This is a genomic window from Lacinutrix algicola, from assembly GCF_001418085.1.
Taxonomy (GTDB): Bacteria; Bacteroidota; Bacteroidia; order Flavobacteriales; family Flavobacteriaceae; genus Lacinutrix; species Lacinutrix algicola.
On sequence record NZ_LIQH01000040.1, the window covers coordinates 344,982 to 361,141 of the forward strand.

The window sequence follows — 16,160 nt, forward strand, 5'->3', positions numbered from 1 at the left end:
TAAGTTTAAAGCTCGGTTTTTTTGTGCTTAATTTTATGTTTTTATTCTGGAGCTTCAGTATCTGCTTGCTCTACTTGAGTCTGTTCTGGCTGCTTAAACAAATCTAAGTAAGCTAAACTTATACCTTCTATTACATTACTTGCAATAATACTTTGGTAGCCTAATTGCTCTATTAATATATCGGCACTTTTTCCATGTAAATACACTCCAAAAAGTGTAGCCTGTAAAGGATCGTAGCCTTGCGAAATTAAACCTGTTAACATTCCTGTTAAAACATCTCCTGTTCCTGCAGTTGCTAAACCAGGATTTCCTGTTGCGTTAACATATAATTTATCATCGAAAACAGTAATTGTATTTGCTCCTTTTATAACTACAATTACTTTATATTTTTTAGCAAAAGCTTTTGTTTTCTTTAATTTATCGAAATCATTATCCCATTTTCCCACCAATCTTTCTAACTCTTTTGGGTGTGGTGTTAAGATGGTTAATTCTGGTAATAATTTTAGTAAAGCTTTCTTTTTAGCTAAAATATTTAAGCCATCAGCATCAATAACTAAAGGCTTTTTGTTTGTTTTTAAAAACGCTTCAATCGCAGAAACCGTTTTAGAGTCTGTACCTAAACCTACTCCAATTCCAATAACTGTTGGTTCTATATCGAATGCTATTTTAGTTATTTTTTCATCATCTTCATCAGTAATTACCATAGCTTCTGGGAAAGCTGTTTGTAGTGGTATATAACCACATTTTGGCATATAAGCAGTTACTTTTCCAGCGCCTACTGCTAATGCAGATCTACTCGCTAATGTTACTGCTCCTATTTTACCATAACTCCCACCAATAATTAAACTGTGTCCAAAAGTACCTTTATGACTATACTTTTCGCGAGGTTTATAAATTGGTAATACTTCGTTCTTCCCAATTAAATCGGCTTCCGTAACCGTTGTAAACAAATAATCAGGATCAATACCAATATCTAAAACTTCCCATTGTACAGTGTATTTTGCTGTTTCTGGTAAAAAGAAAACTAATTTTGGTGTTTGAAAACTTAAAGTATAACCTGCATTAACAACTGCTTCAGGATCTTCAACACTCTTGTCTGTAGCCAATCCAGAAGGTAAATCTATAGATAGCGTAAATGCTTTTGTTGCTCTAAAAAAGTTAAATAAACCTTTTACCCAAGCATCTACAGCACGATTTAAACCTATTCCAAAAACGGCATCAACAATAATGTCTTTTTCGTTAATATTAATGGCGTTAAAATCTTCTTCACAACTTAATAATGTTGGCCAACTTTTAGTAACGTTTTTAACACGATCATAATTAATTAAAAAATCTTTAGAACGCTTATCGCTACAATTTACAATGTAAGTATTAACATTATAACCATGTGTAATTAAATGTCTAGCGACTACTAAACCATCACCTCCATTATTACCAATACCACAAAACACATGAATTGGTACTTGCGCACCTTGCATTCTTGTATGTATCCAGTTAAAAATTTGCATTCCTGCGCGCTCCATTAAATCTGTCGAAGAGATTTTCTGCTTATCTTGTGTTAGTTTGTCGCCTTCGTAAATTTGTTCTTTAGAGAATATCTTCATATTAAATTTCAGTAGTGTTATAATGCCTTTAAAAATCGTTCAAGATAATTCAGTCTTAAACGATTATAGCTCTTAAATTAAAAATTAAATTGAATAAAAATCATAATTGTATAAAAATCAACAATTAGTTTTCTTATTCACGTAAAAGTAATACTTTTCCCTATCATTTATTAAAATAATTCAACTCTCATGCAAGTATTAAAATTTGGTGGAACATCTGTAGGTTCTTCAAAAAACATCAATAAAGTTATTACTATTTTAGAAGACTACTCTAAAAAAGACAAGGTTATTTGTGTGGTTTCTGCCGTTGGTGGTATTACAGATAAACTACTTAAAGCGGGTAACTTAGCTAAAGATAACAACAAGAATTATAAAACGGAATACAAGTCTATTAAAGCTAAACATATTAAAGTTTTAGAAGAATTAATTCCTCAAAATAATGCTGCGATCATTAAGGAATTGGATGGTAAATTAAAAAAGCTTAAAAACCTTTTAGACGGTATTTTTCTTATAAACGAATTGTCTCCACAAACGTCCGATCGTTTGGTAAGCTTTGGAGAACTTTTATCGTCTTTTATAATAGCCGAAACTCTAAAATCTAGAGGAGTAAATGCTGTTAGAAAGAACACACAACAGCTTATAGTTACTAATTCTAACTATACAAAGGCTGAAGTTATTTTTGAAACGACGAATAATAATATTCAAGAGTATTTTAATGAAGCAACACAGGATATAACGCTACTTCCTGGTTTTATTTCTAAATCATACTTAGGTAAAACAACTACTTTAGGGCGCGGAGGTTCAGATTATACTGCTGCAATTGTAGCTGCTGCTTTAAAAACAGAAAGACTAGAAATATGGACAGATGTTAGCGGTATGTACACAACAAACCCTAAACTTGTTAAGCAAGCCTATCCTATAGAACGTATTAGTTATCATGAAGCGATGGAATTATCGCATTTCGGTGCTAAAGTACTTTATCCTCCAACTGTTCAACCTGTTTTAAGTTTAAATATCCCTATTCATATTAAGAATACGCTTAAACCTAATGAGTTTGGAACAATTATTTCTAACGAAGGCAATACAAAGTCTTCAACTGCAACTGGTATTACCAATATTAACGATATTGCACTTTTAACATTGCAAGGCAATGGAATGGTTGGTATACCTGGTTTTTCAAAGCGTTTATTCGAAACATTATCTCAAGAGAAAATTAATATTATTTTAATTACGCAAGCGTCTTCAGAGCATTCTATATGTTTCGGAATTTCTAAAGATGATGCCATTCAAGCAGAAACAGCTATTAATTTAGCTTTCGAACATGAAATATCTAAACATAGAATTGATCCTATTACCGTAGAACAAAATCTATCTATTATTGCGCTAGTTGGTGATAATATGAAAAGTCATCAAGGTATTAGCGGTAAAATGTTTAGTGCTTTAGGAAAAAATAATATTAACATTAGAGCGATTGCGCAAGGTGCATCAGAAAGAAATATATCTGCCGTAATTGCAGAAAAAGATGTGGAGAAAGCGCTGAATACTATCCACGAACGTTTCTTTGGAAATAACATAAAACAGTTAAATGTTTTTATAACTGGAATTGGTAATGTAGGCGAAAAACTAATCGACCAAATTCACCAACAGAGTAATTACCTAAAAAAGAATTTAAAACTAGACGTTCGTATTGTTGGTATGGCTAACTCTAAGAAAATGATTTTTAATGCTGAAGGTATTGATTTAAATGATTGGGCGTCGAAATTTCATCATGCAGATAAATCAACTTTAGATGGCTTTTTAGAAAAAGCAAAAGCACTCAATTTACGTAACAGTATTTTTGTAGATATTACTGCTAACGATGCCGTTTCTAAAATGTACGAGCATTATTTAAGAAGTAGTATTGCCGTTGTAGCTTGTAATAAAATTGCATGTTCAAGTACTTACAGTAATTACAAACTTTTACAAGATTTAGCACTTAAATACAATACACCTTTCTTTTACGAAACTAATGTTGGTGCAGGATTACCAATAATTAACACGCTAAACAATTTAGTAAGTTCTGGAGATAAAGTAACTAGTATTCAAGCTGTACTTTCTGGAAGTTTAAATTTTGTATTCAATAACTTTAGTGATAAAACTAATTTTCATGATACAGTAAAGCGAGCACAATTTGAAGGCTATACAGAACCAGATCCAAGAATAGATTTAAGCGGAATTGATGTTGCTAGAAAAATATTAATACTAGCCCGTGAAAATGGTGGAGCAATGGAAATTGAATCTATTGAAAATGATTCATTCTTAACTAAAGCAAACTTAGAAAGCGATACTGTAGACGATTTTTATAAAACGCTTAAAACTGAAGAAGCGCATTTTCAAAAATTATATGCTTCGGCTAAAGCGAAAAACTGTCAATTAAAATACGTTGCAGAGTTTAAAAATGGAAAAGCTAAAGTTGGCTTAAAAGAAATTCCAGAAGGTCATCCATTTTATAATTTAGAAGGAAAAGACAATATTGTTATGTTTTATACAGAGCGTTACCCAGAACAACCATTAATTGTAAAAGGTGCTGGTGCTGGTGCAGATGTTACTGCTTCTGGTTTATTTGCCGATATAATAAAAGCAGGAAGTAAATAAAATTAGTAATCAGTTTACAGTCTCAGTAAACAATGTTTATTCTAACTCTAAAACATAGTATAGACTGTCATTGCGAGGACGAAGGACGTGGTAATCTTTTGAAATGAAATATTACATATAAAATAATAGAAGAGATTACTGCCTTCGCGGAAATTAAAAAAGATTTTTTCAATGAACGAAATTAAAATATTCTCACCAGCTACAGTAGCAAACGTCTCATGCGGATTTGATGTTTTAGGCTTTTGCATAGATACCATTGGTGATGAAATGGTGATTAGAAAAACGAAAGAGAAAGGCATAAAAATTACCAAAATTGTTGGTGCAGATTTGCCTTTTGAAACAGAAAAAAACGTCGCTAGTGTTTCGGCATTGGCATTGTATAACCATGCAAAACCAGATTGTGGTTTCGAAATTGAAATTTACAAAAACATAAAACCTGGTAGTGGTATTGGAAGTAGTTCTGCAAGTGCTGCAGGAAGTGTTTTTGCTATAAACGAATTATTAGGAAAACCATACAACCAAACTGAAGTCACTAACTTTGCCATGAAAGGTGAAGCTGTTGCAAGTGGTTGCGAACATGCAGATAACATTGCTCCTGCCCTATTTGGCGGATTTACTTTAGTAAAAAGCACATCACCTTTAAAAGTTTTACAATTACCAACACCAAAAGATTTATTTGTTACCATTATTCATCCTCAAATTGAGGTAAAGACATCAGAATCTCGTGCTATTTTACCAAAAGACATTCCATTGCAAAATGCCATAACACAATGGTCTAACGTTGGTAGTTTAGTACATGCATTACATACCGAAGATTATAATTTACTAAGTGAATCTTTAAAAGATGTTGTTGTAGAGCCGTATAGAAGTCAGCTAATACCTCATTTTAATTCGGTTAAAACCGAAGTTATAAAAGCAGGTGCTTTAGGTGCAGGAATTTCGGGTTCTGGTCCTTCTATTTTCGCATTATCAAAAGGAAAAGATACTGCTGAAGCGGTTGCTGAAGCTATGAAAAACGCGTACTCTAAAACTGAGATTGAGTTTAATGTATACGTTTCTAAAATTAATACACAAGGAATGAAGGTATTATAAATGCAATCGTCATTACGAGACGCTTTTTAGCGTCATGCTAATCTCATGAATAATATCAAAATTCAAAACATAAAGTAAAAAATTGCTACGTCCTGCATCCTCGCAATGACAGAAACAATTCAAAATATAAAATAATGAACTACTACTCTCTAAACAAAAAAGCACCAAATACAACATTTAAAGATGCTGTAATTAAAGGATTAGCTCCAGATAAAGGATTGTATTTCCCTGAAACTATTACACCATTACCACAATCGTTTTTCGATAATATAGACGATTTAACGTATCCTGAAATTGCGTTCGAAGCTATTAAACAATTTGTGAGTCCGGAGATTCCTGAAGCCATTTTAAAAACAATTGTTGAAGAGACATTGTCTTTCGATTTTCCTGTGGTTAAGCTTAACGATAACATTTCTACTTTAGAGTTGTTTCATGGACCAACAATGGCTTTTAAAGATGTTGGTGCACGCTTTATGGCACGTTGTTTAGGTTATTTTAATAAAGACAATACAAACGAAGTTACTGTTTTAGTAGCCACTTCTGGAGATACAGGAGGCGCTGTTGCAAATGGTTTTTTGGGTGTTAAAGGTGTTAATGTTGTAATTCTTTATCCTAGCGGAAAAGTGAGCGATATTCAAGAAATGCAATTAACAACACTTGGTCAAAACATAAAAGCACTTGAAGTAGATGGTGTTTTCGATGATTGCCAAGACATGGTTAAACGTGCTTTTTTAGACGAAGAACTAACAAGTAAAATACAGTTAACATCTGCAAACTCTATAAACGTTGCACGTTGGTTACCACAACTTTTCTACTTTATGTTTGCTTACAAGCAATTGCATAAAACGCACAAAGAGATTGTATTCTCTGTGCCAAGCGGAAACTTTGGAAACGTTTGTGCAGGAATGATGGCACAACAACTAGGTTTACCAATTAAACATTTTATAGCGTCTAACAACGAGAATAACGTTGTAACAAACTACTTGCAAACCGAAGAATATAATCCAAAACCATCTGTGCAAACTATTAGTAACGCAATGGATGTTGGTAACCCAAGTAATTTTATACGTATTCGTGAAATCTATAAAAATGACTTTAACGCCTTAAAAAACAACCTATCTTCTTTTAGTTTTAGCGATGCAGAAACTAAAGTGGCTTTAAAAGAAATTTACGATAAATATAACTACGTTGCAGATCCTCATGGAGCAGTTGGTTATTTAGGTAGTAAAGCTTATTTAGAAAATAATCCAAAAGCACATTGTGTGTTTTTAGAAACAGCACATCCAACAAAGTTTTTAGATGTAGTTGAAGCTGTTATTAAAGAAAAACAACCACTACCAGAGCAAATACAATCGGTTATGGGTAAAACCAAAGAAGCAACTAAAATTAGTAGTTACGATGGTTTAAAATCATTTTTATTGAAATAAAGATCAATGAATAGTGAAGCAATCTCATCTATAAAATAGAATATCATGTTTACTTTTTCATTAAATCATATTGCGATTTCTGTAAAAGATGTAGAACAATCTATGCGTTTTTATAAAAAAGTATTATCGCTTGAAGAGATTAAAAATACTGCGTCGAATTCTAAAACACGATGGCTCTCTTTAACAGATAAAAAACAAATACATCTAATTCCTAGACCTGAACTTGAAGTTGTTACCAATAAGGCTGTTCATTTTGCCTTGGCAACTCCTAATTTAGATTTAATTATTAAACATCTTAACAGTCTTAATATAGCATACTCAGATTGGAAAGACACACCTAATAAAGACTACGTTAGAAACGATGGCATGCAACAAATATATTTTCAAGATCCAGATGATTATTGGATAGAAATAAATAATGCTGGATATTAAAAGAAACATGATAACACATAATTTATTCTCATACGGAACATTACAGTTAGATACTCTACAACTTGAAAATTATGGGCGTTTACTTAATGGAGAAAAAGCAAGTTTAAAACAGTATAAACTCGATAAGCTAAAAATTGCTGATGCCAAAGTTTTAAAAGCTAGCGGAAAAGAATTCCATCCCATTGCTATAAAAACGAACAATGTAAATGACTGTATTAAAGGCACCATTTTTGAAATCACCGAAAAGGAACTTATAGAAACAGATAAGTATGAAGTAAGTGATTATAAGAGAGTTTTAGAGACTTTTTCTAAAGGTAGAAAAGCTTGGATTTATGTTGCTAAAGTTGTCGTTACTACCACTGAAAATATTAAATAAAAAACGACTCCCAAAATTAAATACAATTAACTATATAAAAAAAGTAGCCACCAAAATTGGCAGCTACAATGGTTTAAAATCCTATTATTAATCGCTAATTAAGCTTTAACAGTAGATACTTTATTTAGGGCATCACCAATTAAAGTGTTTCCTTTTATAATTTCGAATGTGGCATTATTTGCAATCTCATCATTAAGAGTTCTTACTAACGTTTGTGCAACATCGTTTCTACTAATCTCTCCACTTTTATTCAATTTTTCTTCAAGTTCAATTTCATTTGTTAACTCATTATTAGTTAAAGCACCTGGTCTTACAATTGAATAAGTTAATCCGCTAGATTTTAAATATTCATCAGCATTATGCTTTGCTTTTAAATACTCTTGAAGTTGCTCAGCCTTTTCCGGTTGGTCTGCTCCCATAGAACTTAACATAACAAACTTTTTAACGTTATTTTTATTTGAAGCATCAATTAAGTGCTTCGCTCCTTCTTGATCTACTTCTACCACTTTTTTACCACCAGAACCAGCGGCAAATAATACTTTATCTATTTTATTTGTAATATTAAATACTTGAGAAACATCTCCTTCTAAATCACCTAAAACAGTATCAATTTTTTTTGCCTCAAAAAAAGCTTTCTGCTCTTCTTTTCTAACCATTGCAATTGGGTTAAAATATTGAGATTCTTTTAAAAGATTAACTATTTTTTTTCCTGTAGTGCCATTTGCACCTGCTACTAAAATATTTTCCATATCTAAATATAACATTACAATACCCTCATTCCTAGTCTAAAGCCATGTTTAACTTTAGTTTAATATAGAATTATAGTAAAATTAAGAATTAAATAGAAATTAGAAATCTATTATAATAGGAATGTTTGCTTGCCATAAATTACAAAATTTTTGTAATTTAAAAAACAAATAGACAGACTTGTCTGTTTTTGAATATTTATTATATATTTGCAATATGAAACACGCTGATGTAAAAAATAGAATTACAGAAACTGCATCATTTTTATTTTATAAAAATGGTTATAATTCTACAGGTATAAACCAAATTATTGCCGAAGCAGGTATTGCAAAAGCAACGTTATACAATCATTTTAAATCTAAAGAAGAAATATGTGTTGCTTATCTTAAATTTAAAAACATCAATTTTATAGAAGATTTTGAAAACTTTACAACATCTAGACCTAAAGGAAAAGAACAAATATTAGCAATCTTCGATTTCCTTCAAATGTTTTATCAAGATAAAGATTTTAATGGGTGTTGGTGTATTAAAACAGTTTCAGAAATACCAAAAGACAACGAGATTATTAGAAATGAAATTCAATCTCAAAAAAATGGTTTCATTGCAATTATAACTAAGCTTATTACAAATAACTTAGAAAATGTTAAAACAGAACAAGTTAATTCTCTGGCAAGACAAATTTACTTGCTTTATGAAAGCGCCGTAGGAGAAAGCCATTTACACCAAGAAGATTGGCCAATTATGGAATCTAGAAATTTATGTGAAATAATAATTCAATAAAAAAATTTACAAAACACAAGACAGACTTGTCTGTCTTTAATTAATAACTAAATAAAAAAGAAAAATGAAAGAATTTAAAAACAAAGTAGCCTTAGTAATTGGAGGAACAAGTGGCATTGGTAATGCAACTACAAATGCATTATTAGAAGGTGGCGCAACAGTACATGTTGTGGGTAGAAATACAGATAAAATTGCAGATGCACCAAATCTGGTAAAACACACTGCAAACATATCTAGCACTAGTGATGTAGATGCTTTAATTGCTAAAATTGATAGTTTAGATAACTTAGATTATCTAGTAAATGCTTCTGGAATATTTGGCCCTAAGCCTTTTTTAGATCATACAATGGAAGATTACAACTCTTATCAGGACTTAAATAGAGGTTTCTTTTTTATCACACAAAGTGTTGCTAAAAAAATGAAAGCTACTAAAGGTGGATCGATTGTAAACGTAGGTTCTATGTGGGCAAAGCAAGCGGTTAAAGCAACACCTTCTTCGGCATATTCTATGCAAAAAGCTGGTTTACATTCGTTAACTCAACATTTAGCTATGGAATTAGCAGAAGATAATATTCGTGTAAATGCGGTCTCTCCTGCCCTAGTAAATACTCCTGTTTATCATGGTGTTTTTGGTGGAGAACAAGCTGCAAAAGAAGCATTAGTTGGTTTTAATGGTTTTCATCCAATAGGTCGTTTTGGTGAATCTCAAGATATTGCAAATAGTATTGTCTTCTTATTGTCAGACAAAGCTGCTTGGGTTACAGGAGCTATTTGGGATACCGATGGTGGTGTAATGGCTGGTAGAAATTAAATAAAAACGAAAGCCTTAGTCCTTTTACATAGTCATTAAGGCTTTCTTTTTAAAACATATTGTCTAACAATATTATAATAAAATTGAAATATGAAAAATTTAGTAATAGCATTAAGTGTCGTTTTACTTTTTATCTCTTGTAAGCAAGAAAACAGCGTGCAAACAAATACTGCACCTGCAAATATTGCACAATTAAACGAAAACAGTAACACAACTTTAAAATATAAAACACTAGCTGTAAACGGCGTAAACATAGCTTATAGAGAAGCTGGTGATCCTAAAAATCCAACTATTGTTTTACTCCACGGTTTTCCGGCATCGTCTTACCAATATAGAAAAGTAATAAGTCAATTAGAAAATGAGTTTCATTTAATTGCACCAGATTATCCTGGTTTTGGAAATAGCGATTTTCCCGATGCCAATACTTACAAGTACACGTTTGATAATATAGCTACAACGGTAAATTCATTTTTAGAGGAAAAAAATATTAACTCTTATGCTATCATGATTCAAGATTATGGAGCACCAATTGGTTTTAGATTAGCTACTGCACATCCTGAAAGAATTACAGCTATAATTAACCAAAACGGAAATGCTTACGAAGAAGGTTTAGGAGATGCTTGGGCTAGTACTCGAGCGTTTTGGAAGAATAGAACCAAACAGACCGAAAGTGCTTTATTACCAGCTTTCTCTTTAGAAGGTTTAAAATGGCAATACACACATGGTGTAAGAAATCCAGAAACGGTAGATCCTGATACTTATAACTTAGATTACTTAAGATTATCTAGGCCAAATGCACACGCTGTAAATTTAGATTTGTTTTACGATTATCAAAACAACGTGAAATTATATCCAAAATGGCAACAGTATTTAAGAGACAATCAGCCACCATTATTAATTGTTTGGGGTAAAAACGATGCTTATTTTCCTGAAAGTGGTGCTTTAGCCTTTAAAAAGGATGTAAAAAATATAGATTATAATATTTACGATACTGGTCATTTTGCTTTAGAAGAAGATGGAGATGCTATTATTAAAAAAATTAGAAGCTTTATGCGAAAGCTTAGCAAATAAAAACGTCTAAAACGTACAAAGCATAAAACTTTCTACACGAAAATAAAAACGGTATTCATGAAACAATTAATAATAATTTCTTTTTTAGCACTCTCACTATTGGCGTGTAATAACACTAAAGATACTAATACCCAAGACAATAAAAAAGAATTCTTTTTACCACCTGCAACAACTTATAATTATGCAGAAATTGATAGTGTAAAACTGTTTTACAGAGAAGCTGGTAATAAAAGTAACCCAACCATTGTATTATTGCATGGCTATCCATCATCTTCACATTCGTATAGAAATTTAATTCCTATGTTGGCAACACATTACCACGTTATTGCGCCAGATAATTTAGGCTCTGGTTATAGCACACATTTAGACCCAAATACAACAGATTATAGTTTTAATTTGTTAGCAGATTATACCGAAAAACTTATAAATAAGCTACAAGTAAAAAACTATGTAATGTACATGCAAGATTTTGGAGCTCCTGTTGGTTATCGTATGATGATGAAAAACCCAAAAAGAATTGAAGCTTTAATTGTACAAAATGCAAATGCTTATTTAGATGGACTAACACCAAATCGACAAGCTTTTTTTAGAACTGCGCAAACAGATACCACAAAAGAAAAGCATGATTTTTTATACAGTATTACAAGTGAAGATGCGATAATTAATAAGCAATATTTATTCGATTTGGATAGTACTAACAGAAACATGCAAAGTCCCGATGCTTGGACTCATGATTTAGCGTTTTTAACTTCTAAAAAAGATAGAGAAATACAAGTACAACTTTTTAAAGATTATAATACTAATTTACTTAGTTACCCAAAATGGCAGAAAATGCTGAAAGAAAATCAGCCAAAAACATTAATTGTTTGGGGAAAAAAAGATTTAAAATTTAACTATAAAGGCGCCGAAGCTTATTTAAAAGATTTACCAAATGCTGAATTGCATCTACTTGATGCCGGACATTTTGCTGCCGAAGAAAAGACAAGTGAAATTGCAAAACTTATTTTAGAGTTTTTAGCAAAGCATAAAATAGAATAATACTTTTTATCTATTTAATAGAATAACAAACCAAACACCGTTTTAGTGTAAATTAGAAATTCCTGCTTAGGTAGGAATTGGTTTGTTATTATACTTCTTCAAATTAAAACGTGTTTTATAGACCGTAACAACTTTAGATTTAAAGTTTATTCACCTATAAATTAAGAATAAATGTGTTAGACTTTTTAGTTTTGTTACATCTTCAGTTTAAGAGAAAAAATAACTAAATTCGAATTTATATAACTGCTGAAACTAAAAAAGAAAAATGAGTTTTTCTAAACATTGTGATTTATGCGAAAATGAAATTACATCTTTTGAAAAAGGATTGACTTGTAAGTTGACCAATAGGAAACCTGATTTTAAAAACACTTGTTCCGACATTACACTTGATGAAAAATTTCTAGAAAAATTAGAAAGAACAAATCTTGAATTGGAAATGCTGCTCAGAAATAAAAAATCAATTCATTTGTCTTTCTACTTTCTTATAACCATTGGATTATTATTAATAGTCGGCGGATATTCTTTTGCTAGTTGGACTATTCATAGCGTATTCGTTTGGGAAATAAAAATTACAATAATCTATCTTGGAATTACATCTTTAATAATAGCCTTTTACAAACTAACTAAGTTTAAAAAGTATATGAGACACTTGGCGCATGCTAAAAATGAAAAAGATGAATTATTAGAAAAATATAAGATTGAGTACACCTTAGATTTTTGTTTTAAAGAAAAAATACACGGAATTCAAGAAATAGACGTTAAAATGGAATTTAAAAACTGGACAAAAAAACGTACTACAACAACTTATAAACTTAATAGTTAGCAAGATATTTACGTCGAAATTAAGAATATAATCTATTTAACTTTATTACAACTTGACTTTGTTAAAAAAAACCGCTAACTTCGATTTTATATAACTGCTGTTAGGCATAATAATGAAAAAACAAATCCTTATAATAATTCTAGTTGGCTTAACAATAAAGCTAAATGCTCAAACCAATTATGGAAAAGGAAAATATTCTGTGAAATTTGAAACACCAATTGGGTGTCCTGCTGAACTTCAAAGTAATAACTCAAATTTTAAAACGAATGAATTAAATCAAATTATTCCTTTATTAGTAAATTTCCCTTCAGAAGATAAAGGGTATGTTAACGAATTTTAAACCTTTGTCAATCTATCCTTACAATAAAAAAGGATTAGAAAAAGTAGACTATTTAAAGTTTGCTAAAAAGCAATACGAATTAATGAAATTCGATACTCAAAAACTTTCAAGTTTAAAAGTTCCTATTGAATTTGAAAGCTTAAGAAATGGTCATTTAAAGAATAGAGAAGTGAAAATGCCATTTTATAAAGCATTATTAGAATGGACTATGAATGAAGATAACGAGGAACTTTGTGAAAAATTATTAATTCTATGTAATAACAATTCAGAAGTAAACAGATTATTAGATAGTATTTTCCAAGAGGAAACCTGGAAGGAACAGTTTTTGAAATTAAGTATTAGAATGAGTAATTTATTTAATAGAATAAATAAGGACTCTTTTATTTCTGTGAGGGAAATAGAAAAGCAATTATTTTTGCAATACAATATTAAATGTTTGATTGACCCAGAATGTACAGGATGTTAAATTTACTATGCCTAACACCATATATAATTAATGGCTAGTTTTAGCTTGTTTACAATAATTCCAACTTTAGTATTAAAATCGAGTTTATCTATACCTTCTTTTTATATTCTAAATACAAGTGTAACGAGCAATATTTATTTTGATGATTTTGCCTTGAAATAACAAGGTTTAAAGTGTCTTCCGTTTTAAATTTAAAGGTTATCATTCCTTCAATTAGCACAAATTGATTATCATTATATACTGAACCTAAAAAATCTAAATCACTTTTATTTTTACACCCTGAAAACAGAAATAAAACGAGGATAAGTGTTGTAAAGACTTGTTGCAATTTTATTTGTAGATTTTTATGAAGCTGAAAACTAATCATTAAAATTGAACCTAAAAAATTAACAAATTATTAAAATGATTGTCATTCAAATCAACTCAATAATTTTCAATACTTTTGTTGGAGAAATGAACATTAACAAAACACTATAGATTTTCGTTTATACGAAAAGAATAAACCTTTTTTTCAATGAAAAATACAGCATTAACTAAAACACACGAAGCACTAAGTGCGAAAATGGTACCATTTGCAGGCTATAACATGCCAGTACAATACGATGGCGTAAATATAGAGCACGAAGCAGTAAGAAAAGACTGTGGTGTTTTTGATGTGTCGCATATGGGAGAATTTTTAATCGAAGGACCTAATGCTTTAAAATTAATACAAAAAGTATCTAGTAATGATGCTTCTAAATTAACCGTTGGAAAAGCACAATACTCTTGTTTACCAAATGATGATGGTGGTATTGTAGACGATTTAATTATCTATAAATTAAAAGAAGAAACATATTTATTAGTAGTAAATGCTAGTAATATTGAAAAGGATTGGAACTGGATCTCATCTAAAAATAATGTAGATGCTACCATGCGAGATTTAAGCGAAGACTATTCTCTTTTAGCAATACAAGGTCCTAATGCTGTTGAAAAAATGCAAGCATTAACTAGCCACGATTTAGCCGAAATAAAATTCTACAACTTTGAAGTTGGAGATTTTGCAGGTGTAGAAAATGTAATTATCTCTGCAACTGGTTATACAGGAAGTGGCGGATTTGAAATCTATTGTAAAAACGACGAAGTAAAACAAATTTGGGATAAGGTTACCGAAGCTGGTGCTAAACCAATTGGTCTTGCTGCTCGTGATACTTTACGTCTTGAAATGGGATATTGCCTTTACGGAAACGATATTACCGACGAAACGTCTCCATTAGAAGCTGGTTTAGGATGGATTACAAAATTTACTAAAAACTTTACAAATTCTGAAGCTTTAAAAGACCAAAAACGTCTTGGTGTAGAACGTAAATTAATTGCTTTTGAGCTTGACGAACGTGGTATTCCTAGACAAGGTTACGATATTGTAGATGGACAAGGTAAAAAAATAGGTGTTGTAACTTCTGGTACTATGTCGCCAATGTTAGGAAAAGGTATTGGTTTAGGTTATGTACCAACTGTTTTTACAGATGTTAATAGTAAAATTAATATCCAAATTCGTAAAAATGCAGTACCTGCAACTGTAGTAAAATTACCTTTCTACAAAGGATAAAAAAACGTATGATAGATTTCCAAAATATTATTGAAGAAATCCATAACGATTTAAAATATACAACACACAGAGGTGTTGTAGCTTCTTATATACCAGAACTAGCAAAGCAAAGCAATACTAGTTTTGGTATATATTTAAAGCAAGTAAATGGCAAAAATTGCCAAGTTGGAGATTGGGATAAACCATTCTCTATACAGAGTGTTTCTAAAGTCTTAGCTTTATCTAAAGCTATTGCTTTTGAAGGTAATAACATTTGGCAACGTGTAGATGTAGAACCTTCTGGCAACCCATTTAACCACTTATCTTTATTAGAATTAGAAAACGGAATTCCTAGAAATCCACTAATAAATGCAGGAGCTATTGTTATTGCAGATATTTTGGTAACACACCTTGAAAATCCTAAAGAAGATTTTTTAAATTATGTAAGAGGCATTTCTGGAGATCAAACCATAAATTATAATTTAAAAGTCGCTGCGTCCGAGCAACGCACAGGTTTTAAAAACTATGCGGCAGCAAACCTTTTAAAATCTTTTAACAATCTAAATAACGATGTCGATGTTGTTTTAGATTTCTATTTCCATCAATGTGCATTAGAAATGAATTGCGAGCAACTGGCTAACGCTTTTTATCTTTTTTCTAACAGAGGAGAATGTGTTAATAAAATGCAACACTTAACTTTAGGCCAAGTAAAAAGAATTAATGCTATTATGCTAACCTGTGGCTTTTATGATGAGGCTGGAGAATTTGCTTTCGAAGTAGGTTTGCCAGGAAAAAGTGGCGTTGGTGGCGGTATTGTAGCTTTACTACCTAACGATTTTGTTATTGTTACCTGGGCTCCTGGATTAAATCCAAAGGGAAATTCTTTAATAGGAATGCAAGCTTTAGAGCAATTTACTACTAAAACAAACCGTTCTATTTTTTAGAATTTAAAATT

Annotated in this window: 16 protein-coding genes; 14 read left to right on the forward strand and 2 right to left on the reverse strand. The window is 31.0% G+C overall.

Annotated elements, in window-relative coordinates; genetic code table 11:
- Nucleotides 1-41: 41 nt before the first annotated feature.
- Nucleotides 42-1,604 (reverse strand): bifunctional ADP-dependent NAD(P)H-hydrate dehydratase/NAD(P)H-hydrate epimerase, encoded by a 1,563-nt coding sequence (locus tag ASC41_RS14490; RefSeq protein ID WP_055437363.1) that lies wholly within the window; start codon nucleotides 1,602-1,604, stop codon nucleotides 42-44.
- A gap of 189 nt (nucleotides 1,605-1,793) precedes the next feature.
- Here ASC41_RS14490 and thrA point away from each other — a divergent pair, with 189 nt between their 5' ends.
- The 5 genes from thrA to ASC41_RS14515 all read left to right on the forward strand — a co-directional run bounded on the left by thrA (nucleotide 1,794) and on the right by ASC41_RS14515 (nucleotide 7,565).
- Entirely contained in the window at nucleotides 1,794-4,238 is a 2,445-nt protein-coding gene (gene thrA, locus ASC41_RS14495) for a bifunctional aspartate kinase/homoserine dehydrogenase I (protein ID WP_055437364.1), read from the forward strand.
- Nucleotides 4,239-4,409: 171 nt separating this feature from the next.
- Entirely contained in the window at nucleotides 4,410-5,330 is a 921-nt protein-coding gene (locus ASC41_RS14500) for a homoserine kinase (protein WP_055437365.1), read from the forward strand.
- A 134-nt stretch (nucleotides 5,331-5,464) separates the two neighbouring features.
- A complete protein-coding gene (gene thrC, locus ASC41_RS14505) occupies nucleotides 5,465-6,757 on the forward strand; it encodes a threonine synthase (RefSeq protein WP_055437366.1) in 1,293 nt (430 codons plus the stop codon).
- Nucleotides 6,758-6,802: 45 nt separating this feature from the next.
- Entirely contained in the window at nucleotides 6,803-7,189 is a 387-nt protein-coding gene (locus ASC41_RS14510; RefSeq protein ID WP_055437367.1) for a VOC family protein, read from the forward strand.
- Nucleotides 7,176-7,565 carry a gamma-glutamylcyclotransferase family protein gene (locus tag ASC41_RS14515; protein WP_206542930.1) on the forward strand — a complete coding sequence of 130 codons (390 nt, stop codon included), beginning with the start codon at nucleotides 7,176-7,178 and terminating at the stop codon, nucleotides 7,563-7,565. Before ASC41_RS14510 ends, ASC41_RS14515 begins: the two co-directional genes overlap by 14 nt.
- Nucleotides 7,566-7,663: 98 nt before the next feature.
- Here the strand turns inward: ASC41_RS14515 and ASC41_RS14520 are convergent, their stop codons facing one another.
- A complete protein-coding gene (locus tag ASC41_RS14520) occupies nucleotides 7,664-8,314 on the reverse strand; it encodes an SDR family oxidoreductase (RefSeq protein WP_055437425.1) in 651 nt (216 codons plus the stop codon).
- Nucleotides 8,315-8,528: 214 nt separating this feature from the next.
- On the opposite strand from ASC41_RS14520, the gene ASC41_RS14525 reads away from it, so the two are divergent.
- From ASC41_RS14525 to ASC41_RS14570, 9 genes are all read left to right on the forward strand, one after another.
- The gene (locus ASC41_RS14525) at nucleotides 8,529-9,092 is read left to right on the forward strand and encodes a TetR/AcrR family transcriptional regulator (RefSeq protein ID WP_055437368.1); all 564 of its coding nucleotides are present in this window, start codon (nucleotides 8,529-8,531) and stop codon (nucleotides 9,090-9,092) included.
- 64 nt (nucleotides 9,093-9,156) lie between these two features.
- Complete coding sequence (locus tag ASC41_RS14530) at nucleotides 9,157-9,903, forward strand: SDR family NAD(P)-dependent oxidoreductase (RefSeq protein WP_055437369.1); 747 nt, start codon at nucleotides 9,157-9,159, stop codon at nucleotides 9,901-9,903.
- A gap of 90 nt (nucleotides 9,904-9,993) precedes the next feature.
- A complete protein-coding gene (locus ASC41_RS14535; protein WP_055437370.1) occupies nucleotides 9,994-10,974 on the forward strand; it encodes an alpha/beta fold hydrolase in 981 nt (326 codons plus the stop codon).
- A 57-nt stretch (nucleotides 10,975-11,031) separates the two neighbouring features.
- Nucleotides 11,032-12,012, forward strand: a complete 981-nt coding sequence (locus ASC41_RS14540; RefSeq protein ID WP_055437371.1) for an alpha/beta fold hydrolase — start codon at nucleotides 11,032-11,034, stop codon at nucleotides 12,010-12,012.
- A 265-nt stretch (nucleotides 12,013-12,277) separates the two neighbouring features.
- Nucleotides 12,278-12,835: a hypothetical protein gene (locus ASC41_RS14545; protein ID WP_055437372.1), complete on the forward strand. Its 558-nt coding sequence runs from the start codon at nucleotides 12,278-12,280 to the stop codon at nucleotides 12,833-12,835.
- A gap of 112 nt (nucleotides 12,836-12,947) precedes the next feature.
- Nucleotides 12,948-13,175, forward strand: a complete 228-nt coding sequence (locus tag ASC41_RS14550; RefSeq protein ID WP_055437373.1) for a hypothetical protein — start codon at nucleotides 12,948-12,950, stop codon at nucleotides 13,173-13,175.
- Between the two features lie 4 nt (nucleotides 13,176-13,179).
- Nucleotides 13,180-13,641 carry a hypothetical protein gene (locus tag ASC41_RS14555; protein WP_160318813.1) on the forward strand — a complete coding sequence of 154 codons (462 nt, stop codon included), beginning with the start codon at nucleotides 13,180-13,182 and terminating at the stop codon, nucleotides 13,639-13,641.
- 514 nt (nucleotides 13,642-14,155) lie between these two features.
- Nucleotides 14,156-15,226 (forward strand): glycine cleavage system aminomethyltransferase GcvT, encoded by a 1,071-nt coding sequence (gene gcvT / locus ASC41_RS14565; protein WP_055437376.1) that lies wholly within the window; start codon nucleotides 14,156-14,158, stop codon nucleotides 15,224-15,226.
- A gap of 8 nt (nucleotides 15,227-15,234) precedes the next feature.
- Complete coding sequence (locus ASC41_RS14570; RefSeq protein WP_055437377.1) at nucleotides 15,235-16,149, forward strand: glutaminase; 915 nt, start codon at nucleotides 15,235-15,237, stop codon at nucleotides 16,147-16,149.
- The last annotated feature ends 11 nt before the right edge of the window (nucleotides 16,150-16,160 follow it).

Excerpts from the sequence above, each read along its gene's own strand:
- ASC41_RS14490 (WP_055437363.1), bottom strand. The coding sequence starts at position 1,604 with ATGAAGATATTCTCTAAAGAACAAATTTACGAAGGCGACAAACTAACA.
- ASC41_RS14525 (WP_055437368.1), top strand. The coding sequence starts at position 8,529 with ATGAAACACGCTGATGTAAAAAATAGAATTACAGAAACTGCATCATTT.
- ASC41_RS14550 (WP_055437373.1), top strand. The coding sequence starts at position 12,948 with ATGAAAAAACAAATCCTTATAATAATTCTAGTTGGCTTAACAATAAAG.
- ASC41_RS14545 (WP_055437372.1), top strand. The coding sequence starts at position 12,278 with ATGAGTTTTTCTAAACATTGTGATTTATGCGAAAATGAAATTACATCT.
- ASC41_RS14510 (WP_055437367.1), top strand. The coding sequence starts at position 6,803 with ATGTTTACTTTTTCATTAAATCATATTGCGATTTCTGTAAAAGATGTA.
- ASC41_RS14570 (WP_055437377.1), top strand. The coding sequence starts at position 15,235 with ATGATAGATTTCCAAAATATTATTGAAGAAATCCATAACGATTTAAAA.
- ASC41_RS14535 (WP_055437370.1), top strand. The coding sequence starts at position 9,994 with ATGAAAAATTTAGTAATAGCATTAAGTGTCGTTTTACTTTTTATCTCT.
- thrC (WP_055437366.1), top strand. The coding sequence starts at position 5,465 with ATGAACTACTACTCTCTAAACAAAAAAGCACCAAATACAACATTTAAA.
- gcvT (WP_055437376.1), top strand. The coding sequence starts at position 14,156 with ATGAAAAATACAGCATTAACTAAAACACACGAAGCACTAAGTGCGAAA.
- ASC41_RS14500 (WP_055437365.1), top strand. The coding sequence starts at position 4,410 with ATGAACGAAATTAAAATATTCTCACCAGCTACAGTAGCAAACGTCTCA.
- ASC41_RS14520 (WP_055437425.1), bottom strand. The coding sequence starts at position 8,314 with ATGGAAAATATTTTAGTAGCAGGTGCAAATGGCACTACAGGAAAAAAA.
- ASC41_RS14540 (WP_055437371.1), top strand. The coding sequence starts at position 11,032 with ATGAAACAATTAATAATAATTTCTTTTTTAGCACTCTCACTATTGGCG.
- thrA (WP_055437364.1), top strand. The coding sequence starts at position 1,794 with ATGCAAGTATTAAAATTTGGTGGAACATCTGTAGGTTCTTCAAAAAAC.
- ASC41_RS14515 (WP_206542930.1), top strand. The coding sequence starts at position 7,176 with ATGCTGGATATTAAAAGAAACATGATAACACATAATTTATTCTCATAC.
- ASC41_RS14530 (WP_055437369.1), top strand. The coding sequence starts at position 9,157 with ATGAAAGAATTTAAAAACAAAGTAGCCTTAGTAATTGGAGGAACAAGT.